Raw genomic sequence first — 22,769 nt, 5'->3', positions numbered from 1 at the left:
TATGCCTGTTCTTCAAATTGCCGGGGCATTGCCTGTAGGTTGTTGCTATGTCATGGGTACGACATGAGCTGTTTCGTTTGTCATGCCATCACAAGTGTGGTAGACTGAAAAAAAACAACACGAGGCGAAATCAGAATTAGCATGACGTTTCAGGGCGCTTGGGGCCTTGAGTGAAACGAAAGGAATGGTGATAACGATGGAAAAAAATGACAGCGGTTGGAATTTGGAAAATAGTTACGCAAAATTGCCGGGATTATTCTATACCCCACTTAAATTAGAGACGGTCAGCGATCCGAAACTGGTTATTTTGAATCAGCTTTTAGCAAAAGATCTTGGTTTGGATGCTGAAGCACTGATGGGGCAGGACGGGATCAATATCTTAGCCGGTCAGGCTCTACCAGCCAAAGCTAAACCAATCGCCCAGGCGTATGCCGGTCATCAATTTGGCTATTTCACCATGCTCGGTGATGGCCGGGCAATGCTGATTGGTGAACAGATCACACCAGCCGGTGAGCGCTTTGATATCCAACTCAAAGGATCAGGAAAAACGCCTTATTCACGCAGTGGCGATGGTAAAGCGGCGCTGGGACCGATGCTTCGGGAATATCTGATCAGTGAGGCGATGCATTATCTGGGCATTCCGACTTCACGCAGTTTGGCGGTCGTGACAACGGGCGATCCGGTGTATCGCGAAAACCCTCTCAAAGGGGCTATTCTAACCCGTGTAGCAGCCAGTCATATTCGGGTCGGTACCTTTGAATATGCAGCTCAGTGGGGAACCACCGCTGATGTCAAAGCTCTGGCCGATTATGCCATTAAACGGCATTTTCCCATGCTTCTGTCGGAACAAAATGTTTATCTTGGTTTATTGGACGAAGTCATCAAAGCGCAGGCTTCACTGATTGCCAAATGGCAGCTGGTCGGCTTTATTCACGGGGTCATGAATACCGATAATGTGTTCATCAGTGGCGAAACAATCGATTATGGCCCCTGTGCCTTTATGGATCACTATGATCCGGAAACGGTATTTAGTTCCATTGATCTGCAGGGACGGTATGCTTATCGGAATCAACCCAATATTGACTTATGGAATTTGGCTCGCTTGGCCGAAACCTTGATTTCGTTAGTCGATGACAGTCAGGAACAAGCCATTCAATTAGTCGAAGCCTCACTGCGAAACTTTGCTTCATTATATCAACAGAACTGGCTCCAGGGAATGCGATTAAAACTGGGTATTGCCAATGAAGAGCCGCAAGACGAGCTGCTGATCGCCGAGTTACTGGGGTTAATGAAGCAGTATCAGGCCGATTATACCAATACCTTTGTTGATTTAACACTTGATCGAACCCAATCGTCTGAAGTATATGAAAGTGATGGGTTTAAAGCTTGGCTAGAACGATGGAAAGCCCGTTTGGAAAGATCGGAGCAGACAGATCAAGACATCAAGAAGTTAATGAAACAAGCGAATCCGGTGGTCATACCAAGAAATCATCAGGTTGAAAAAGTCTTACAAGCGGCTAATGATCAGGATGATTTTAAACCCTTGCAGCGGTTATTGGAAGTTCTTCAAGCACCATATAATTATGATTCTCTTAACCAGGAATATATGACACCACCGGAACCGTCGAATAGTCCCTATAAGACCTATTGTGGGACGTGATTTTTTAATACAGTTTTATTTAATAAAGTGCTGTTTAAAACAAAGATGAAGCGTGGAACATGAAATATTCCCTAATTATGAGGACAGTCGTTTAAGTCAATAGCACCTATATCAATATAAAATCAGACAAAACAAAGCAGGCATTATCGGGAAGAGGTAACTGCCAAAGGATATACTGTCATTACAGCAGGAGGTGATTGGCATGGAATGGATGAAAGCCATTGGTGAAGCGGTTGATTATATAGAAAGCAACATGACCGAAGATATTACGGTGGATGATGTTGCGAAACATGTTTGTATCTCGACCTTCTATTTCCAAAAAGGATTTAGCATGTTATGTGGCTACTCGATTATGGAATATATCCGCAATCGCAGGCTGGCTCTGGCCGGAGTCGAATTAACGAATAGTGATGCTAAAATCATTGATATTGCAATGATGTACGGATATGATTCACCGGATAGTTTTACCAAAGCTTTTACTCGCTTTCATGGCATCACACCTTCTCAGGTGCGAAAAGAAGGAACAATGCTTAAGTCTTTTGCACCGCTGAAATTAACAATAGCGTTGAAAGGTGGTTATCTTATGGATTACAGAATTACGAAAAAGGACAGTTTTACCATTATTGGTTCAGCAAAAGAATTTTCTTACGAGAATGCCAAACAGGAAATTCCCGCTTTCTGGCAGGAGCATTATGCGTCGGGGAAAGGCCAGACTATTTGCGGAATGTTTGGAATTAACATCGACGAGGAAATGGGAAATAAAAAATTTGAGTATTTGATCGCCGATGTTTATAATCCGGTGATGGATATTCCCGAAGGTTTTATAACCAAAACCATTCCGGCGTTCACCTGGGCGGTTTTTCCCTGTCAAGGAGCAATGCCAATGTCGCTTCAAAATGTGAATGAGAAAATATTTTCGGAATGGCTTCCCGCATTAAGGGAGTATGAATTTGCCGCCGGTTACTGCGTGGAAATGTATGCTACCCCCGATAAATATCCCAAGGGAACACAGGATGAAAATTATTATGCGGAGATATGGATTCCGGTAAAAAGAAAATAACGAATCAGAAGCCCCTGCTATCGTGATGAAAGCAGGGGCTTCTGATTTTTTACATGACAAACGAAACGGTCCCTCGTCATACCCTAGTCATATATTGAGAATAGGAAGTTCCCCTCGGAGTACCAAAGATAAATAAATCATTACCGGTACACATTGAATTTGTTTGCATTGTAACATAGCGCTATATAAATTAAAATAGAGGTAGGAAAATTATAAATACAATAACAACTCGAGAATAATAAAGGGAGGCATATGGAAATGAAAATGCTCTATGAAAAACCGAAAGCAGAAGATTATGTAAGCTTGAGGCTTCGTTCAGGAATGGGAAATAAGGATTTGGAAAGAAGCAGAAAAGCAATAACAAATTCTTTGTTTACAGTATCTCTTTATGACAAAGAAAAATTGATAGGATTTGGAAGAATTGTAGGTGATGGAGGAATCACTTATGTTGTAAGTGATATTATGGTGGATGAAAAATATCGAAGAAAAGGATTTGCAGATCAAATAATGAAAGAACTAAATAACTACTTTGAAAAAAATACTTTTGAAGATAGTTATATATGTTTAATAGCGAATAGTCCTGCGGACGTATTATATTGTAAGTATCGATTTGAGTATTTGCCACCTAATATGTGTGGTATGTTACGGGGACAAATACTCAAATGAGGTAAAAATTAAAGTGTTTCCGTCAGACCAGGCAGGGTTAGTAATCGAAATCCCTTTGGGTATCAGTGCTTCACATGTTTTTTGGGGGGATAGATAACATGTGAGAATTTGCATCAGTACTCAGAGGTTTGATACAAAAAATTGTGTCTTTTTATACCCGCTTTTTATACGCCCTCATCGCAAAGATGTAGGCCACGATCGTAATCCCGATGCACCATGCAAGAGCGATCCATATATCATTACCTACCGGTTGACCTGACAGTAGCGCACGGATGGCTTCCACTATAGAGGTTACCGGCTGGTTTTCGGCAAAGGCGCGAACGATCGGCGGCATCGATTCGGTTGGCACAAAGGCTGAGCTGATAAACGGCAGGAAGACAATCGGATAGGCAAAAGCGCCGGCGCCATCCACCGATTTTGCGGACAATCCGGCAATCACTGCGACCCAAGATAAGGCCAGCGTAAATAGCATGAGTATACTAGCCACGGCAAGCCATGGTAGTACCCCCGCTGATGAGCGAAAACCCATCATCAGTGCTACGACAATAATGACAACAACCGAAATAGCGTTGGATACCAGCGAGGACAGCACATGTCCCCACAGTACCGTTGAACGTGCAATTGGCATGGAGTGGAAACGCTCGAATATTCCCCCTTGCACATCGATAAACAGGCGGTAAGAAGTGTAGGATATCCCGCTGGCAATCGCTATCAGCAGGATACCGGGCAGCAGGTAATTCACATAGTTATCCGTGCCGGTTTGGATTGCACCGCCGAACACATAGACAAACAGCAGCATAAAACCAATCGGCATGATGGTGACCGTGATGATGGTGTCCATGCTGCGGAAAATATGGCGCATGGAACGTCCCAACATAACGCTCATATCGCTAAAAAAGTGTTTCTTTGTAGCTTCCATTTACTTTGCCTCCTTCTTACCAATAATGGCAAGGAATATCTCCTCTAATGTCGGTTGCTTCTCAACATACTCTACCTTTGTCGGGGGGAGCAGCCTTTTCAGCTCGGCGAGAGTGCCGCTGGCGATAATCCGACCTTCATGCAGAATGGCAATTTGATCGGCAAGCTGTTCAGCCTCATCTAAATACTGGGTGGTCAGGAATACCGTTGTGCCACTATCGGCAAGCTCCTTGACAATCTTCCATACCTCAAGGCGCGCCTCGGGGTCCAGCCCGGTGGTCGGCTCGTCAAGGAAAATGAGCTGTGGTTTTCCCACCAGGCTCATGGCGAGGTCGAGCTTGCGATGCATACCACCCGAATAAGTAGCTACCCTGCGGTTTGCGGCGTCTGTTAAGCCGAAGCGTTTTATCAAATTGTCGGTAACCTGATGCGGATTTTCGAGGTGCCTTAACTTAGCGATCATGATCAGATTTTCTTCTCCGGTCAAAATCTCATCCACAGCGGCAAATTGCCCGGTCAAACTGATCGACTGCCGCACATTGTCGGGCTTTGAAGTGATATCGAAGCCGTTTACGGTGGTGGTTCCGCCATCTTGTTTAAGCAGCGTGGTAAGGATTTTGACAATTGTCGTTTTGCCCGCGCCATTGGAACCGAGCAGGGCGAAAATACTGCCCTGTTCCACCTCGAAATCGACACCATTCAGGACATGAAGCTGATTGTAGGACTTTTGCAGTCCTTTCACTTGAATTGAATTGTTTTGCATATGCTTTGCCTCCTTATATAATAGTAACCTTTGACAAATCAGCCAACATGCCTTTGAGTGCGGCATAAGTTAGCTTATCCATCATTGCGCCGTCGAAGCAAACGCCTTTAGTGGCACGAAAATATTTTTTGGATAAGATATACGCCCAACGGAAAGACACATTTTTGAGTGTCGCGGACTTAAACGAAACGTTGTTCATTGCAGATTTGTCAAAATTGACACCGATAAAGGTTTGCCCATCAAGACATAACCCTCGCAGGTCGGATTCTCCGAAATCTACGCCGTTGAAGATACAGTTTTCAAAGATCGTCTTTCTCAGGTCGGTCTTAGTCAGTTTGACATCAGTCAGTTTTACACCGATGAATTTTGCTCCAATCAGCCCCGACGCGCTGAAGTTGGTACGTACAAGAATGGTTTTGTTAAAGCTCGCACCCGCCAGATCAAGCGTGGTAAAGTTGCAGTCGGTCAGATTTGCACCGTCAAAATTGGCTTCGCGCAGATCGCTGGACTTAAAGGAGCTGCCGGTTAAGTCTGCACCCGCAAAATCGGAGCCCCGCAGTACGCTTGTTTCAAATTTTGCTTTATGTGCGGTAACGCCTGCAAAGTCGCTTTTTGGCAGGTTACTGGCACTGAAGTTTGTCAGCACCTGCTGCTCCAGTGAGCGGGAGAGGTTGGCAACTTCTAGAACAGTCTGTTCAATATCGCCGATACTATCAAGTGTCATCGCAAAGGCTGTTTCATCGTCCTTGCCCTCAGCTTTGAGTTCACAAAACCGCTCCTGTAAATCGGAGAGTAGGTCAGCCTTTAGTTCGGTGACGCTTTTTACTCCATCATATGGGGCAAAAACGCCGTTTAAATAGTTTGTTAATTTCTCGTTCATAATATCAAATCTCCTTTACAATAAATTAGCAAGCACACGCTTTGCGTACTCCCAATTGCTTTTGTTCTGGGTGTAAGTAGCCTTACCTTTTTTGGTAATCCTAAAATACTTACGCCGTCCGCCCTGGGATTCATCGCCCCAATACCATTCGATGTCACCATCCGCCTCGAGCCGCCGAACGCTGGAGTACATTGTGGCTTCTTTTAATTCATACTCACCACTTGAGCGCTCGGCTATCAGTTTGACAATCTCGTAGCCATAGCGGTCAGCTTCGGATAAAAGCCGTAAGATCATCGTATCGGTATGGCCGCGCAGCAGGTCGGATGTGATTTTGTTATTGCTCATATGATCACCTCCATATTTGCATTATACGGCACATTACTATGTCTGTCAAGGTAGTATGGTGACTTTAACACTATATTTATAATATAAAATGATAATGACGTTTCGACCTTCTATGATGGCTTTTTCACTGGTTCCGGACACCCCCATCTCCACCATCTTTTGATTGAATAATATCTTGATGGTATTTTTTTAGAATCTAGTTGTCAATAGGTTGATGATATTTGGGCTTATACAATAAAAAAGTAGTTTATACTAGAATTGACAAGGAAACAAAGACATGATAACGTATAATTGTATGTACAACCGCGGAGGGACTGGCACAACAAGATCAAATCATAGCGTCATGGACTCAGCTTCATGACCATTATCGAAACATGTTAACTGAAGCAGAAACTGTCCGTTTCCTTGAATTAAGCGGTAAACTTTTGGACAAACTAGAGAGCAAAGCAGATTAACAAAAAATACGATAGCAAGCGGTGTTCATTATACTAAATTGTAAGTGAAAGGAAGAATTTATGATGATTAAAGTAGTCGCTCAAAATAACGTTAAAGCGGATAAAACAGATGAATTTATTGTGCTGGCAAAAAAGCTTGTACAGGATACCAGAAAATATGATGCTGGTTGCATCCGATATGAATTGCTGCAGGATGTGAAAAATCCGCAACTGCTTACAATACTGGAAGAATGGGATGATCAGGAATCGCTGAACAAACATCTGTCGGCGCAGCATTTTAAAGACGCGATGGCGTCATTTGCAAGTTATATGGAAAAACCTGGTGAAATTAATCTTTACAAAACATTGGCCTGAGAAGAGAAGGGATATACAGATGAAGATGGATTTTTCGATTGAAGAAACAGTGAAAGCCCGACAGAGTGTGCGAACCTATCAGAATCGCCCGCTGACGGCAGCGGATCAAGATAAAATCAGCACTTATATCGCTGGTTTATCTAATCCGTTTGCCATAGATGTTAACTTTCACTTATTGGAAAACACGGCGTCGGCTGACGGCGAAAAGTTGGGAACCTATGGCGTCATCAAAGGCGCCACCAATTATGTCGGTGTGTCCGTGGCCCCGGGTGAACTAGGGCTTGAGGCGCTGGGTTATTCCTTTGAACAGTTGGTTTTATATTGCACCTCGCTGGGGTTGGGAACCTGCTGGCTGGGAGGAACCTTTGACCGCAGCGGATTTTCTGCGGCGATGAAGCTGAAGACAGGCGACCTTTTTCCGGTTATTTCCCCGATCGGTTATCCCGCCGGCAAGAAGAGGGTGCTGGAATCGGTGGCACGGTGGGCGGCAAAATCCGATCACCGTCGCGAATGGAATGAGATCTTTTATGCCGATGATTTTGCTCATCCCCTGACGCCGACTGCGGCGGGAGACTATGCTTTTCCGTTGGAGATGCTACGTCGGGCTCCGTCTGCGGTGAATAAACAGCCATGGCGGATTGTTCAGGATCAGAATGCCTATCATTTTTATGAAGTCCGTCCCACAAAAGAGAGCAAGCTTGGGATTGACATTCAGCGGACGGATGTTGGCATCGGCGCCTGCCATTTTCATTTGGCAGCAATGGAAAGCGATTTGCCGGGAAAATTTGAAAAATTGGAAGATCCCGGAATTCAAGCGACAGATCCGGTAAATTATCTATTTTCGTGGGTTATGGGCTAAAGCATAATGCTCAGAAAGGCAATTGGTGAATGAATATGAATATTTTAGTTGTTACGGGTAGCCCGCGAAAAGGCGGAAATACTGAGATTATGGCAGATGTATTTACAAAAGAGGCAATAAATGCCGGTCATCAGGTGACACTAAGGAAGTTAAGCGAACTGGTGGTTAAACCTTGTCAGGCCTGTCAATATTGTTTTACACATAATGGGGTCTGTGTGCAGAAAGACGATATGAACAGCATCTTAAAAGATCTTGAACAGACGGATCTGCTGGTATTGGCTTCGCCGATCTATTGGTTTGATGTTTCCGCACAGACAAAATGCTTTATTGACCGGATGTATGCTTTCGCCAAAAAAGGTTTTCGCATCGGTTCGATTGCAATGCTGTTAAATTCAGGCGCGGATAAGGTATACAATGCTGCTGAAGCCCAGTTAAATGCCATTAGTTCATATTTTAAATGGGAAAATAAGGGCATTATCAAAATTCCAGGGATGGCAGAAAAAGGCAGTATGCATAACGCGCCCGAGCTTAAAAAAGTACGTGATTTTGCCGAAAATTTAGGATAGCTGATGAGCATATATGCGGTCATCACGATGCTAACACCCATCGGTTTGCAGCCATTAAAGTTTTCTAATTGGTGTGCAATCTGCTTATTATGCAGCTCATTGTGAAGTTGCGGTTTGATTTTGGCAATGGTGAAAAAGCCGTTGATATCAAGATAGAGCGCTTCAACCTGACTTTTAAGATATTCCTGCCCGGAAAGATTTTCCTTCGAGGATATCGATGATGAAGTGCTCATAATAATGGCCTCGTGTCGTCTGGAATTTTGGATCAGAGCGGATCGCGTCAAGGATATAAGGTCCGTCCAGATTGGTTAGTTGGATATCTCCCGGGGTGATTTTCTTGAGCATGCCAACGACAAAAAAATGACCTTGAAGTTTGCCTTTATAACGCATGTTATAGTTGATAAAAGGGGTGTAGAAATACTTTCACAGGATCAAATCGGCGTAGTACGCGGTTTCCATCGATAAGAGTTCCTTGCTCTCAATCAGATTCGTTACAACATCATCTGTAGATTTCATCATACCAATCTCTCCAAATCTAAAAAAGTAGCGATCGAAAGGATTTATTTTTGTACGAAGAACGACAGGCTTAAGCTTTTTTCGGTATTCGCTTGGAGTTACACCATAGGTTCCCTGCAGATGGTCGCTAAAGCAGCCTCGATGTTATCATTCATATTCAAGGATTTGTTATCAAATTCGACAACTTTTTCTTCTCGAAATTTATTGCTTTTCATAAGTTTTCCCCAAATTCGAACCATGGTTTTTACCTCTCGATCATCAATGTATTATTACATCTGGATAACATTTTTAAATACCTATAAATGGACATATCTTGAGTATAAGGGGTGAAGAGGGAAATGTAAAAAATTGGAGCTTTCGATTGGTACTATTTTTATTCCAGTATCAACCGATTGTATACTAAAAGGAAAAATGACAATTTTATGGACAAATGAAGTGATTGATGGTAAATTACCGATATATATGATAAAAGGACGAAAAGGGAGATTATAATCACGAGTTGCAATATTAAACGATGCAAAAGGAGATAAATGATGACAAATTATGAGACGAATGAAATGATGGTAAAAGAAATAGCCGAATTATTAAAAAAGCATGACATTTTTCATGACACAAATATTTTTTATAATGGGAAATTAATGACGAATGATAGTGAAAAACAGGAATTAATAATATATGAAAATATAGACGTTAAAGATTATACAAAACATGGAAACCCGGATATGATAACCATGCAATATCAAGGTGAGAATTCTTTATATATGATTGTTAATGGTTATGCTGATGGGATTGATGCGGCAAAGCGGTCAAATGGAATTGTTTTTGAATTGATAAAAATAGGTGAAAAATATAACCGATGGTATGAGTTGGGATCAAATACAAACCTTTATTTTGTATCAGATGAGGACACTGTTTTTACAACGAAGAAATTTGATTTTACGATGAGAAGTGATTAAAACTATCTGATGAGAGCGTTTTTGATGGATGGGAGGATTACAGAATAGATCTCCTTCAAATCGGCATCGAACGCTAATTGACGATGCTAAAGATTTGGATGCGATCATGGACTATGTTAGAGAAAATCCGCAAAGTATTGAAACCTATGCAGGGATGCTTAAGGAAACGTTAAAAAAGCCAAATTATATTTACCCTTGTTTCTTTTTGGTCATCCCCATATACTAAAATCATTACTATAATAATACTGAAATGAATTTTAGGAGAATATTTTATGGCATTACAAAGTTTAAAAAAGCATATTGTATGTAGTATTGCAGTATCAACAAAAACTGAAACTTTAAAATCAAACGCGATTGTTTTAATCACCTCGATTGGTATAATTACCGGCAGTCTCGATGACTTAAAAGGAATCAAAAAAGACCTTGCAAATTCGCCACTATGTAGTATGGTGGATGGATTCATCAATCATTATCGAGAAATTAACAAAATTGAAAACAAACCTTTGGATGGGAATGATGGCGTGATCGTTTTAAAAGATGTAATAATTACAAATAATGGTCTAGAAGCTAAATTCAAGGAATTGGCAGTATTTTATGATCAGATTATTGGTATCACTCTTGGTGATTTAGCAAATTAATCATCTTACTCAATCTTGAGCGTTCTTATTCGCCCAAACTGATTTCTGGCTAGATACTCTTATTAAATTTATTTAACGGCTCGATAAGTTGAAATTGGATATGGAATCTCTTGCGAGCTTCCATTAACCGGGGGCAGTATCCGTTAATTCAGTCAGGTGCTGGGATTGGGTAAGATGATGGTGGAGCAAGTATTAAGTGAGGCAATGAACATTACAAACAAGACGTCTCCAAGTCCTAATTAACTGGAAAGGAAATTGATATGAAAAAAGAAAATTTAAACAAACAGCATGCCCATTGGGAAGATACGTTCAGTAATAAACCGCAGATGTTTGGAACAGACCCCAGTGAAGCGGCGATCATGACCGTTGAAGTATTAAAAAAAAATGGCGCAAATTAAAATAGTGAGCTATAAATATTGCGCCAAATTGAATTATTCTTCCTCAGGATATCGCATGCCCCATGCTTTTCTTATCTCAGTCATCAAATCCATCACGTCTTTGGTATAATCCAGATGCATCTGATTTTCCTTCCCAGAAACGGCATTCTCCATATCTTCAACTTCATACCACAGGGCATCCGAGAGATTTCCCAGCTGAATAATTTCTTTCTCAGCGCGGTCATTATAGGTCACAATAGCCTCCATGGCTCGGGGGTATTCCATTACTTCAATATAGCCTTTATCACAGGAGATCATCCCACGCTTGGGCTGTTTGGAATGCAATGAAAGTGCGATCGTCACCATTTGTTCCTGGTTGTTCATCAACAAAACAGTGGCTTGTTCATCTACTTTTGTCGGAGCATACTTCACTTGACTGACGATTTGTTCCGGCTTGGATTTTAAGAACCAGCGGGCAAAGGAAAGTGCATAGATTCCGATATCCAGCATTGCACCGCCGGCTAAATGACGGTTGAAAAAGCGATTATTCATATTGTAATCTTTATAACTGCCAAAATTCATGGTAATGAGATTAACATCACCGATACGTCCTCTTTTGATAAGATCATCGAGTTTTTTATACAAAGGCATATGATATAAGGTCATCGCTTCGGCAAGGATCAGATGCTTATCATTTGCCAAGGTGATGGCTTCGTCTAATTCCTGGCTGTTTAAGGTAATTGATTTTTCACAAAGAACATGTTTTCCGCTGGATAAGGCTTCTTTTAAAAATTGAATATGAGTATTATGCGGTGTCGTGATGTAAATAATATCAACGTTGTCATCGCTAAATATCTCTTGGTAGTTGTCATAAGCTATTTTCACATCATATTTCTTTGCAAAGTGCAATGCTTTTTCATAGGTTCTATTACCTACGGCATACAAATTTCGACCATGTTTTTTCATTGCTTCGGCTAATTGATTGGCGATTACGCCACATCCTAAGACCGCCCAATTATATCCTTTTTGATCGTTCATCTTTTTCAATTCCTTTCGTCAATAAAAAATTCGAATTAGTACCATTTTATAAATGCGAAGAGATCGTGGTCTGAGGTTTTATTTTCAATCTAAGATATTGAATAAAAACTAAAATTTTAACCTTTTTTTAATATAGATTTGTAAACAGTTGCGTAGCGGTTCAATTGTAATTATAGTATAGTTGAACAGCTGTGCAACTGTCGAGCATTTTTAGAATGTCGAAGCGAATGACAATGAGAGGTTTTTATTGTCATGATTTGAAAATGTGATATACTGATAAAAATGTCAGGCGATGAAAGCGGAACGAGCAGGTGTTTCAGGCCATTTGGGGTCTTGAACGGAACGAAAGGATTGGGTGCAAATATGAAGAAGATAATTCACTTCTTTCTAAATGGAAAGCTAAAAGAAATCGAGATAAAAGCCGAAACTACGGTACTTGAATTACTTCGTAATAATTTTGAGCTAAACGGCATCAAGGAAGGTTGTGGGGAAGGCGACTGCGGTGCCTGTACGGTAGTAATCGGCGAGGTTAGAGCCGGCAAAATTCATTATAAAGCTGTCGCCGGGTGTTTATATCTAGCCGCTAAACTAGAAGGAAGACACTTAATAACAATCGAGGGGATGGCCGAAAATGATAAACTTCATCCAATTCAAGAGGCGATCCTCAATGCCCACGCAACCCAATGCGGCTTTTGTACCCCGGGAGTCAGTCTTTCCATTCTGGCGCTTTATCTGGAAAAAAGCAATCCGACCAAGGCGGAATTTCAGCGTTATTTAGAAGGAAATCTTTGCCGCTGCACCGGTTATGCTTCGATTCGCAAAGTGCCGGACTATCTGGCGGAACTTTCAATCGCTGCCGAAAATATCAGACTCGGCTATTTAGCGGAAACAGAAGCAAAGCAGCTTTCTTTTGATTCTGAGGATATCTTTATCGATGACGGCAACAATGCTTATTATTCGCCAGTTTCGGAGGAGCACCTGGAAGCGTTTTTAGACAGTCATCAAGAATTGATAAAAGAAAAAAACTTTTGTTATCTTAACGGTGGCAGTGATGTGGTGGTGGGGATCAAAAAAAGGAATCAGCACTATCGATTATTGCTGGATTTAAGCAGAATCGCTACCCTGCAGATGATTTGTTATTATAATGGTAAGGATATCGCAGAAAATAATACTCTTGAAACCAAAAATCACGAAAATCGAGATCGCAATAATAACCGTACTAAGATAAGCACCTTTGCGAATAATGAGCAAGAAGCAAAAATACTCATTATTGGCGGCGGCGTGTCACTTTCGCGCATCATCGATGAGACGACAAGTGTATTTCCGGAATTTGCTGCGGTGGTACAAAAGATGTGTTCCGAGCAAGTGCGTTCTTCAGCGACGGTGGCTGGAAATATTGTTAATGCTTCACCGGTTGCTGATACCGTGCCACTACTGATGGTTGTGGAGGCCCGGATTACCTTAAAAGGGCTGGAGGGTGAGCGAAACGTTGCCCTTAGAGACTTTTTCCATGGCTATAAAAAGACTGAAAATAAAGAGACAGAGTGGATTAGTTTCATCACCATTCCTTTAGGTGACGGTGACTTTATTAATTTTGAAAAAGTAAGCAAAAGAAAAGAAGTGGACATTTCTGCCGTCAATTCAGCAATTGCCCTAAAGGTGGAAAAGGGGATTATTATAAAAGCCCATATCGCCTGTGGCGGCGTTGGGGAAACGACCCTTTACATGCCGAAGACTTCTCGTCATCTGGAAGGCAAAGAAATGAAAGAAGTAACTTTTTTAGGGGCGTTTGAGGTTATCAGCACCGAAGCAACTCCGATTGGAGATGTCAGAAGCAGTGCCGAATATCGCCAGGCAATGATGCAAAATCTACTAATGAAACATTATCTGGCCTATCAAAAGAGTCAGGAGGCAACGCTTTATGAAAAATAAAGAAAAAAGCAGTTCCCCGTGGGGTCAGGTGGGTACGTCGCCTTGGCATTTAAGCGGACGTGATCATGTCACCGGGCGTTCTCAATTTATTGATGATTTACCCAAGCCCCGGAACCTTTTATATGTAAAAATCCTACCAAGTCCTCTGGCCAGGGGAAAAATCATTGCAATTAACACCGAGAAGGCGAAAACCTTGCCCGGTGTTGTGGCCGTTTTGACGGCCACGGATATTCCCGGAGAGAACCAGATTGGCGGGATTATTCAGGATGAAGTTTGTCTGGCACAAGACCATGTGCAGTTCATCGGTGAACCACTAGCGATTGTGGTGGCAGAAAGCATCGAACAAGCAGAAGCGGCACTGTGTCAAATCGAATTACAACTGGAAGAAGAGATCCCAGAACTAACAATAAAAGACGCTTTGGCAAAAAATCAGTTTGTCGGACCGGTTCGAAAAATTGAGCGGGGCGATGTGGAAAATGTTTTTGCCGACTGTTCCAATTATCTGGAAGGCGTAATCCGAAATGAGGGACAGGAGCATTTTTATCTGGAGACTCAATGTGTCTTGGCAGTACCTGAAGATAACGGCGGGATGACAATCTATTCGTCATCGCAGAATCCTAATGAAATTCAGCGGATGGTTGCCAATGTACTGGGCGTCGGCCAGCACCAGATTACGGTCGATATTAAAAGGCTGGGCGGCGGTTTTGGCGGCAAGGAATCCCAGGCAACGGTTTGGGCCTGTTTAGCGGCGCTGGCAGTTTTTCACACCGGACGACCAACCGAGCTTTGTTTGACTAGAGATGAGGATATGCTATGCACCGGTAAACGACATGCCTTTGAAAGTTATTACCGGGTGGCGTTTGACGAAGCGGGTAAGATCCTCGCCTATTCGGTGGAACTCAATTCCAACTGCGGGGCGGTTGCCGATGTCAGTACCTCAGTGTTGGAGCGGGCGATGCTTCATGCCGAGAACTGTTATCAGATCGAAAATATCCGCATTATCGGCAGACCCTGCAAAACTAATTTGCATCCAGCCACAGCATTTAGGGGGTTTGGCGGTCCTCAGGGAATTTTTGTGATTGAAAGTGTCATCCAGAAAATGGCCTTTACATTAGGTCTCGACCCCTATGATATTAAAATGAAAAACAGCTATCGAAAAGGCGATCAGGCACCTTATGGGGAAGCAATATTGGATGCCGAGCATGTGGGGAAGGTTTTTGATAAATTAAGAAAAGACAGCCAATGGGATGAGCGCAAGAAGCGGATTGCCGCCTTTAACGACACCAATAAATATTGTAAAAAAGGCCTGGGGATGACCCCGGTTAAATTTGGAATTTCCTTTACCGCCGAGCATTTGAATCAGGGCAGTGCGCTTATCCACGTTTATCTGGACGGATCTATTTCGATAACCCATGGAGCGGTTGAGATGGGGCAGGAGGTTAATACCAAAATTGCCCAGATTGCCGCCACCAATTTTGGAGTACCATTAACGAAGATCCGAATTGAAAGCAATAATACCAAACGAGTTGCGAATACCTCACCCACCGCAGCATCGTCGAGCTGTGATCTAAACGGCCAGGCGGTAGAGAATGCGTCATTAGCGATTATGAAGCGACTAAGAGCGTTGGTGTTTAAATTATTTGCAAAACCCGATGTGGTATTTGAAAATGGCTTTATCTACCTGGTAACAGCGGGAAAAACTGATTATGAATTCCCCCTGACTACCTTTAAAGACTTGGTGAGAACGGCTTATTTTGAACGTGTTGATTTATCGGCCCATGGATTTTACGCCTCGCCGGGAATTTATTTCGATCGCGATACAGGTCAAGGAAATCCGTTCCTGTATTACGCCTTCGGGGCGGCAGTCAGTGAGGTGACAGTGGATTTATTAACCGGACAGATAACTTTAGATAGTTCACATATTATTCATGATTGCGGCAGCAGTATTAATCCGATGGTTGATGTGGGGCAGATTGAAGGCGCTTTTGCCCAGGGGATCGGCTGGGTTACTACCGAAGAACTGGTCTATAATGCAAGCGGAAAACTGCTTAGTAGCTCCCCGGCGACCTATAAAATCCCAACCATCGGCGATATCCCGGAGGAACTGCACATCGAGCTGTTGGCGGGCAGTTTTAATGAAGTGGGAATTAAACGCTCGAAAGCAATTGGTGAACCACCTTTTGTTTATGGCGAAGCAGTATTTTTGGCAATCGTTGATGCCTTGTGCTCGCTGGGGAGATATCCGCAGGAATTAAGTATTCCGGCAACCCCGGAAAAAGTTTGGCGCGAAATTAAGCGATGCAAAAAATCAGGTGATAGCAAGGAGTGATTTCCAGTCCTGACGCTTGGTGATAATGATTTTGTCCAAGATCAACCATATTATCGGCAGTTTCCAGCAAAAAAAACTGTTAGCACAAGAATTCTTGCGCATAATGCATTTCTTTTCTTGACTTATTTAAAAAGAATCATTTACAATGATAAATAGGGTGTTGTCGGTATGAGGATATGTTTTTATCGACACGCCTAAATGATTGATAACTTAAAAAAGAAGGAGAATTTATGAAAAATAATAATAAAATGGATAGTGTAGTGATGCCGGAGGGCAAAGAAATACAATAATCCTTTGACCCTCCAATAGGATCAATACAAAATTTGGAGGAAAAAAATGAATAATCATGTTTTGGATAAAATAGATTTGGAAAATTATGGATTGACCGATCAATTTAAAGAGGAAGCGAACGGCTACAGCAATCTATTTATTGCCCGGGTGAGCGAACAGCATCGGGAACTGTATAAGGTGATCGGCGAAAATGGCGAGTTACTGGCAGAGGTTTCCGGGAAATTTGCGTTTGTCGCGAATGACAATGTCGCCTTTCCAGTTGTTGGTGACTGGGTGATGATAGACCGGATCGAGGAAAGCTCCGGCAATGCGGTGATTCACCATGTTTTAAACCGCAAAAGCTTGTTTGAACGAAAGGCGGCCGGAACTGGCAACGGGATTCAAATTGTAGCATCAAATTTTGATCTGATGTTTATTTGCATGTCTTTAAATGCCGATTTTAATTTGCGTCGACTGGAGCGTTATCTTTCCGTTGCCTGGGACAGCATGGCCATGCCGGTAATTGTACTGACCAAGGCAGATTTATGTGATAATCTGGTCGAACGACTGGATCAAATTTCCGCCGTTCGGGTGGGAACTGATGTCGTCGTTTGTTCCAGTCAAGACAAGCGGGGTTATGACGAAATTGCAGCGTATTTGTCGCCAGGAAAAACAATCGTTTTTCTGGGCTCATCTGGGGTGGGAAAATCCACCATCATCAACCATCTTCTAGGCGAAGACCGACTTCAGACCAAAGACCTTCGCAATGATGATCGCGGACGACATACCACCACCCATCGACAGCTTTTGCTGTTACCCAATGGCGGCGTTGTTATCGATACCCCTGGTATGCGGGAACTCCATCTGGATCACGCTAATCTGTCTAAGTCTTTTGAGGATATTGAAGAACTGGCAGAAAATTGCCGTTTTCGCGACTGTACTCACACCAGCGAACCGGGTTGTGCGGTGCGAGCTGCCATTGAAGCTGGAATCTTGCCTCAAAAGCGGTTTGAAAACTATGGCAAACTTCAAAAAGAAATGGATTACGAAGGGCTTAATTCCCGACAACTGGAAGCTGCGAAAATAAAAAAGATGTTTGGCAGTAAAGCGGAAATGAAACAGGCTTTGCACCATGCGAGAAATAAAAAACACAATAAATAATCCTGAAAACTAAGGAGAAAAAAGATGAACCGGAATGAAGCCAACTGAATCCTATAACAAACAGGATGTCATTTTACTTGCCGGATTTATCAGTCAATGTGCGAAGAGTTGGTGGAGATTGTATAGAAACGTCCGAAAGATAAAAGACTCTATCTAATCGGCCATAGTCTGGGAGGGATCTTGCCATCATAGCAGTGTCGATTACATAATATTTATTGCCGGGAAATTATTCATTTAAATATAAGTTGCATCAGGTTGCAATTAGTGCTTTAATATAAATAAAATAAGGATAGCGACCTACTGCTTGTTTGAATGAGGATGATGGAAATTAATAAAGCCATTCTTGAAAATTATTTAGTTGATTTGTATCTACAGATGAGTGTCTCTGCTGATATTGAAAATTTAACTCAAGTAAGAAATATGGCGTTTGGCGTCATTCAATTTTGCTCCAGAAATGGAGTCATTGAGAATTGCGAGCATAATAAATATATTGGGACATTAAATGATACATACGCTAAGTTATGGATTGAGCTAAAATATCCAAAATGATATAAGTGCATTTACTCTTGTAATTAATTCAAAAATGATAGATTGAAGTCAAACTATCTTAAAGTAAAAAACGGAAGCATGCCAAATACTGGTATGGCTTTCGTTTTTTATATTTTTGCGAAAATGAAGGTAGAAGAATAGCCGATAGGATATTATCATAAATGGGACAAAGAAAAATTAATTTCGTTGACAAAAGAGGGACAGGATGATAGCATAACGGTGTTATCTAACGCAGGCGCATTTTATGAAAGGCGGTTCTGAATGAAGCAGGAAACACAGACCAGAGAAAAACTTCAACAAACAGCAAAAGAAGAATTCATGGAAAAGGGCTATGCGGCAGCGTCACTTAGAAATATATGCAGGAAGGCCAATGTAACAACAGGCGCGCTTTATTTTTTCTTTAAGGATAAGGAAGACTTATTTGGTTCTTTAGTTGATGAGCCTTTAAAAAAAATATATGAGTTCATGAAAACCCATTATGAAGTTGAAATTAAAGAATTAAAAACAGCGGCAACAAAGAATCATGATTCTAAAGAAGACACAGAAGCTGCGGTAATGGCATTAAACTATATGTTTGAACATCATGATGAATTTACACTGCTGTTGACAAAGTCGGCGGGCTCGCGATACGAAAATTGTACGGATCGATTTGTAGAGATATCAGAAGCACATTACCGGGTATTGGCTGATGAAATGTCGGAGCGTTGTCAGACTGAGAAAATTGATGATTATACAATTCATTGGATTTCGCATCTTCAAATTCTTTCCTTTGTCCAGCTGATTACCCATGATATTTCAAAGGAAGAAGCATTAAAACACATCAATACAATTGTTAAGTTTTTAATTAATGGATGGTTTGGAATATATAAATGATCAGGCGTGAAAAATTTACAAGCTATATGACATGAAACAGAATAGCGGTCATATAGCTAAAAAAATGCCGTTGACATAACGATGTTATGTCAACGGTAAAAATTCAGCAATAACAAAAGTGAAGTTGCTGAAGAATGAGAGGAAAAGATGTATTTAGAAGTTAAGGATATGAAAAAAAGTTATGGCGAAAACGGGAGCTACATGGAGGTATTGAAAGGTATTACAACGGGTCTGGAAAAGGGACAGATGTGTGTGATATATGGACCAAGCGGTTCGGGAAAATCGACTTTTTTAAATGCCATCGGCGGACTTGATGAATTAGATTCGGGTTCGATAGAAGTAGCTGGAAAAGAAATATTCGGTCTAAAACAGAAAGAACTTTCAGAGTACCGAAGAAATAATCTTGGATTTATCTTTCAGTTTTATAATTTGGTGCCCAACCTTACTGTTAAGGAAAATATTCAGGTATGTGAATATCTGACAGCAGATCCCCTTGATATGGACGATCTTCTTGAGACGTTAGGACTGACAGAACATCAGCATAAATTCCCATCACAACTTTCAGGAGGACAGCAACAGCGATGTGCGATTGCAAGAGCGCTGATTAAAAATCCGAAATTACTTCTGTGTGACGAACCAACGGGAGCACTTGATTCTAAGACATCAAAAGATATTTTAATTTTACTTGAAGAGATTAACAAAAAATATCGAACCACCATGCTGATTGTTACTCATAATGCAGCGATAAAGGAGATGGTGCATCGCGTCATAAAAATTAAAGACGGGCAAATAACCAGAGATTATGCCAACGAAGTTTTAGTTTCGGCCGCAGATCTGGAGGACTTATAAATGCAGAGGGTGTTAAATAAACGAATTTTTCGAGATCTAAAGGTAAATTTCTTTCGCTATTTTGCTTTGTTTTTACTTATTACTGTCGGAATGTATTTAATCATAAGCCTGGTCGGGGCGGCGGACACCGTGGTTGTAAACGTTAATGAAGCGGCAGACAGAAATCAGGTCGAAGACGGACAATTTACTGTTTTTATTCCTTTGGAGGAAAATACGATTGAACAATTGCAGAACAAAGGGATTTCTTTAGAAAAAGAATTCTATCTGGATTATGCGTTGGCGAATGGATCAACAGTCCGAATCTATAAAAACAGAGATCAAATAAATCGCATTGAACTGGATGAAGGAAGTCTGGCTGTTGATAAGGACGAAATTGTTCTGGAAAAGCACTACGCTCAAAAAAATGATTTTTCGGTAGGAAGTGAAATTGAAATAGGCGGAAAGCTATTCAGGGTGACGGGAATAGGTTCGTCACCGGATTATGATGCGGCCTTAAAAAAGATGACCGACTCATCGGTGGAGAGTGCCGGCTTTGGAACTGGATTTGTCAGTGCGGCACAATATGATCAATTGAAAGAAAATGGAAACGCATCAAAATCAGAAGAATGTGTGTATAGTTATCGTCTAAATGGGATAATGACTGCGGATGAACTTAAAGACCTTTTGGCTAAGCTAAAAATTGACAGAAGCAAAGTGACGGATACGTATTTTTTGGAAATGTTGGATGAACTGGAAAAATCAAAAACAGAAACTCAGCAGGCAATAAGCGAACTGTCAGATGGAACGAATAAACTCAGCAGGGGATTGATTGAACTGGAAAGCAACAATGAAGAGCTAAAAAACGGTGCTTCAGCGATTTTTAAACAGTCTTTGCAGGAAACTTCAAAGACGCTTTCGGCTTATGGATTGGGAACAGAATTGACCGAAGATAATTATCAAGCGATTCTGAATAACATAATCGATGGGAGTAGTAATTCCAGTACCGCTCTTCAAACGAAAGCAGCATTAAAAGAACTGAACAGTCTGAAAGATTTTAAAGAAGGAACAGAAACATACACGAATGCGGAAGAAGATGCAGCAAACAGTTCAAAAGAGCTGGCAGATGGAGTAAGTGAATTAAAGAACAAAACAGAAAAATTAATGAATGAATATTTTACGGTAGACATTGATAATTTGACGCAGTTTGTGGAAAAAGGGAATAATCCCAGAATTGGAGCATCCGTCAATGATGTGATGATTAATAAATATGCCGGAATGGTAGCCGGAGTGATTATAATGGTTTTATTTACATATGTAATATCCGTTTTCGTTATCCATGGAATAGAAAAGGACAGCACAATTATTGGAACTTTATATGCACTTGGAGCGACCAGTAAACAGCTGATGAAACATTATCTGACACTGCCTGTCATGATTACCTTTTTTGCCGGAATGATTGGAATGATCATTGGATTTAGCCCGATGGGCGTTGGTGTTCAATCCGTTGACACGGCAAGTTATTATTCACTGCCGGTTCTTAACACAGTATACCCTGTCTATTTGCTGCTATACGGCATTGTGATGCCATCACTTGTTGCAATCATTGTGAACTACTTGGTAATTAATAAAAAATTATCGCAACCAGCACTTAAAATGATTCGTAATGAGCAGAAACAGAATAAGATCAGTAATGTGAATTTGGGAAATATAAAATTTATACGACGTTTCCAAATCAGGCAGTTTCTTCGTGAAATCAGAACCAGTTTTACCGTAGTCTTTGGAATGTTTATTGCTTTATTGATTTTGATGATGGGAGTTGATTGCTATGTGCTCTGCAACAATATGAGCAGCAATAGTAAGGCGGATACGACCTATGAATATATGTATTCTTACAAGTATCCCACAAAAGAAGTGCCGGAAGGGGGAGAAGCCGGCTATGCCGAAAGTTTAAAAAAGGAAGCGTACGGATATGATCTTAACGTTACCCTTCTGGGAATGGATCAAGATAATAAATACTTTGATTTTAATGTGGCGAAAGGAAAGAATAATGTTACCATATCACAATCGGTGGCAACAAAATACCATCTTTCAGTGGGAGAAAAGCTGGTTCTCACTGATGACGTAAAAAATATTGATTATGCTTTTACAATTGACCGCATCGTACCATATTCCGTTGGATTATATGTCTTTATGGATATAGATGATATGCGAGAACTGTTTAATCAAAAAGAGGGTTATTACAATGTCGTTTTTTCTGACAAAGATTTAAATATTGATTCAGGAAAACTATATGCAACCACAACTAAAAATGATATCGTCAGGAATTCAGAAGTATTCATTAATCAGATGAGGCCAATGGTTGTAAGTCTTATCAGTGTTTCAGTGATTATCTTCGTGGTCGTGATGTATTTGATGATGAAGGTCATGGTGGATCGCTCAGCGTTTAATATATCACTGATGAAGATATTTGGATTCAGGCAAAAAGAAATACAGAAACTATATCTGGATGGCAATTTTATTATGGTCGCGGTAGCAGCGGCATTCTGCATCCCACTTGCCAAAAAAGCAATGGATTTAATGTATCCCTATTTAATCGCAAATGTAGCATGCGGCATGGATTTTTCTTTTTCATGGCAAGTGTATATCGCGATCTATGCCGGTGTGATGCTTTGCTATCTGGGAATAAATTGGATTTTAACGGGAAGACTGCAGAAAATGAAACCGGCGGAAGTGCTTAAAAATAGAGAATGAAAGTGCTGTCATAAAACGAAATCAA

General features: G+C 41.3%; 22 protein-coding genes and 1 pseudogene. 16 read left to right on the top strand and 7 right to left on the bottom strand.

The annotated features are described in order from the left end of the window. Positions 1-184 precede the first annotated feature (184 nt). The 3 genes from FZC40_RS07790 to FZC40_RS07780 all read left to right on the top strand — a co-directional run bounded on the left by FZC40_RS07790 (position 185) and on the right by FZC40_RS07780 (position 3,386). Positions 185-1,660 (top strand): protein adenylyltransferase SelO, encoded by a 1,476-nt coding sequence (locus FZC40_RS07790; protein ID WP_148603372.1) that lies wholly within the window; start codon positions 185-187, stop codon positions 1,658-1,660. A gap of 202 nt (positions 1,661-1,862) precedes the next feature. Then, on the top strand, positions 1,863-2,720 hold the full coding sequence (locus tag FZC40_RS07785; RefSeq protein ID WP_148603341.1) for an AraC family transcriptional regulator: 858 nt from the start codon (positions 1,863-1,865) through the stop codon (positions 2,718-2,720). 258 nt (positions 2,721-2,978) lie between these two features. After that, positions 2,979-3,386 (top strand): GNAT family N-acetyltransferase, encoded by a 408-nt coding sequence (locus tag FZC40_RS07780; RefSeq protein WP_148603340.1) that lies wholly within the window; start codon positions 2,979-2,981, stop codon positions 3,384-3,386. Between the two features lie 151 nt (positions 3,387-3,537). On the opposite strand, the gene FZC40_RS07775 is transcribed toward FZC40_RS07780, so the two are convergent. The 4 genes from FZC40_RS07775 to FZC40_RS07760 are packed head-to-tail and all read right to left on the bottom strand — an operon-like array spanning position 3,538 to position 6,292. After that, positions 3,538-4,305, bottom strand: a complete 768-nt coding sequence (locus tag FZC40_RS07775; protein WP_148603339.1) for an ABC transporter permease — start codon at positions 4,303-4,305, stop codon at positions 3,538-3,540. Continuing rightward, positions 4,306-5,067 carry an ABC transporter ATP-binding protein gene (locus FZC40_RS07770; RefSeq protein ID WP_148603338.1) on the bottom strand — a complete coding sequence of 254 codons (762 nt, stop codon included), beginning with the start codon at positions 5,065-5,067 and terminating at the stop codon, positions 4,306-4,308. Positions 5,068-5,080: 13 nt separating this feature from the next. Further along, positions 5,081-5,947, bottom strand: a complete 867-nt coding sequence (locus FZC40_RS07765) for a pentapeptide repeat-containing protein (protein WP_148603337.1) — start codon at positions 5,945-5,947, stop codon at positions 5,081-5,083. Positions 5,948-5,962: 15 nt separating this feature from the next. Next, a complete protein-coding gene (locus FZC40_RS07760) occupies positions 5,963-6,292 on the bottom strand; it encodes a PadR family transcriptional regulator (protein WP_148603336.1) in 330 nt (109 codons plus the stop codon). A gap of 515 nt (positions 6,293-6,807) precedes the next feature. Between FZC40_RS07760 and FZC40_RS07755 the strand changes: the two genes are divergently transcribed. Genes FZC40_RS07755 through FZC40_RS07745 form a run of 3 tightly spaced genes read left to right on the top strand, consistent with a single transcriptional unit; the run spans position 6,808 to position 8,526 of the window. Then, positions 6,808-7,101, top strand: a complete 294-nt coding sequence (locus FZC40_RS07755) for a putative quinol monooxygenase (protein ID WP_148603335.1) — start codon at positions 6,808-6,810, stop codon at positions 7,099-7,101. 19 nt (positions 7,102-7,120) lie between these two features. Beyond that, a complete protein-coding gene (locus FZC40_RS07750; protein ID WP_148603334.1) occupies positions 7,121-7,960 on the top strand; it encodes a nitroreductase family protein in 840 nt (279 codons plus the stop codon). A 35-nt stretch (positions 7,961-7,995) separates the two neighbouring features. Continuing rightward, on the top strand, positions 7,996-8,526 hold the full coding sequence (locus FZC40_RS07745) for a flavodoxin family protein (protein WP_148603333.1): 531 nt from the start codon (positions 7,996-7,998) through the stop codon (positions 8,524-8,526). A gap of 174 nt (positions 8,527-8,700) precedes the next feature. Here the strand turns inward: FZC40_RS07745 and FZC40_RS07740 are convergent, their stop codons facing one another. Both FZC40_RS07740 and FZC40_RS07735 read right to left on the bottom strand, forming a co-directional pair. After that, entirely contained in the window at positions 8,701-8,916 is a 216-nt protein-coding gene (locus tag FZC40_RS07740; protein ID WP_148603332.1) for a hypothetical protein, read from the bottom strand. A gap of 105 nt (positions 8,917-9,021) precedes the next feature. Continuing rightward, a pseudogene (locus FZC40_RS07735) lies at positions 9,022-9,159 on the bottom strand (AraC family transcriptional regulator); the annotation flags it as partial. A 416-nt stretch (positions 9,160-9,575) separates the two neighbouring features. On the opposite strand from FZC40_RS07735, the gene FZC40_RS07730 reads away from it, so the two are divergent. From FZC40_RS07730 to FZC40_RS17090, 3 genes are all read left to right on the top strand, one after another. Then, positions 9,576-9,998 (top strand): hypothetical protein, encoded by a 423-nt coding sequence (locus FZC40_RS07730; RefSeq protein ID WP_148603331.1) that lies wholly within the window; start codon positions 9,576-9,578, stop codon positions 9,996-9,998. A gap of 272 nt (positions 9,999-10,270) precedes the next feature. Beyond that, positions 10,271-10,636 carry a hypothetical protein gene (locus tag FZC40_RS07720; protein ID WP_148603329.1) on the top strand — a complete coding sequence of 122 codons (366 nt, stop codon included), beginning with the start codon at positions 10,271-10,273 and terminating at the stop codon, positions 10,634-10,636. Between the two features lie 260 nt (positions 10,637-10,896). Continuing rightward, positions 10,897-11,034 (top strand): hypothetical protein, encoded by a 138-nt coding sequence (locus FZC40_RS17090; protein WP_186843678.1) that lies wholly within the window; start codon positions 10,897-10,899, stop codon positions 11,032-11,034. A gap of 33 nt (positions 11,035-11,067) precedes the next feature. Here the strand turns inward: FZC40_RS17090 and FZC40_RS07715 are convergent, their stop codons facing one another. Further along, positions 11,068-12,051: a Gfo/Idh/MocA family protein gene (locus FZC40_RS07715; RefSeq protein ID WP_148603328.1), complete on the bottom strand. Its 984-nt coding sequence runs from the start codon at positions 12,049-12,051 to the stop codon at positions 11,068-11,070. Between the two features lie 363 nt (positions 12,052-12,414). Here FZC40_RS07715 and FZC40_RS07710 point away from each other — a divergent pair, with 363 nt between their 5' ends. The 7 genes from FZC40_RS07710 to FZC40_RS07680 all read left to right on the top strand — a co-directional run bounded on the left by FZC40_RS07710 (position 12,415) and on the right by FZC40_RS07680 (position 22,744). Next, positions 12,415-13,983: a xanthine dehydrogenase small subunit gene (locus FZC40_RS07710; protein ID WP_186843677.1), complete on the top strand. Its 1,569-nt coding sequence runs from the start codon at positions 12,415-12,417 to the stop codon at positions 13,981-13,983. After that, positions 13,973-16,312 carry a xanthine dehydrogenase molybdopterin binding subunit gene (gene xdhB / locus FZC40_RS07705; RefSeq protein WP_148603326.1) on the top strand — a complete coding sequence of 780 codons (2,340 nt, stop codon included), beginning with the start codon at positions 13,973-13,975 and terminating at the stop codon, positions 16,310-16,312. The genes FZC40_RS07710 and xdhB overlap by 11 nt, the downstream gene beginning before the upstream one ends. 336 nt (positions 16,313-16,648) lie before the next feature. Next, positions 16,649-17,743 (top strand): ribosome small subunit-dependent GTPase A, encoded by a 1,095-nt coding sequence (rsgA, locus tag FZC40_RS07700; protein WP_148603325.1) that lies wholly within the window; start codon positions 16,649-16,651, stop codon positions 17,741-17,743. Between the two features lie 321 nt (positions 17,744-18,064). After that, positions 18,065-18,292, top strand: a complete 228-nt coding sequence (locus tag FZC40_RS07695; protein ID WP_148603324.1) for a hypothetical protein — start codon at positions 18,065-18,067, stop codon at positions 18,290-18,292. Positions 18,293-18,553: 261 nt separating this feature from the next. After that, a complete protein-coding gene (locus FZC40_RS07690) occupies positions 18,554-19,165 on the top strand; it encodes a TetR/AcrR family transcriptional regulator (RefSeq protein WP_148603323.1) in 612 nt (203 codons plus the stop codon). 147 nt (positions 19,166-19,312) lie between these two features. Further along, positions 19,313-20,014 carry an ABC transporter ATP-binding protein gene (locus FZC40_RS07685; RefSeq protein WP_148603322.1) on the top strand — a complete coding sequence of 234 codons (702 nt, stop codon included), beginning with the start codon at positions 19,313-19,315 and terminating at the stop codon, positions 20,012-20,014. Beyond that, a complete protein-coding gene (locus FZC40_RS07680; RefSeq protein WP_148603321.1) occupies positions 20,015-22,744 on the top strand; it encodes an FtsX-like permease family protein in 2,730 nt (909 codons plus the stop codon). The last annotated feature ends 25 nt before the right edge of the window (positions 22,745-22,769 follow it).

This window comes from Acetobacterium tundrae (assembly GCF_008086615.1).
Lineage (GTDB): Bacteria > Bacillota > Clostridia > Eubacteriales > Eubacteriaceae > Acetobacterium > Acetobacterium tundrae.
Note: the sequence above shows the minus strand (reverse complement) of the source record. Positions and strands in the feature narration are given on the sequence as shown.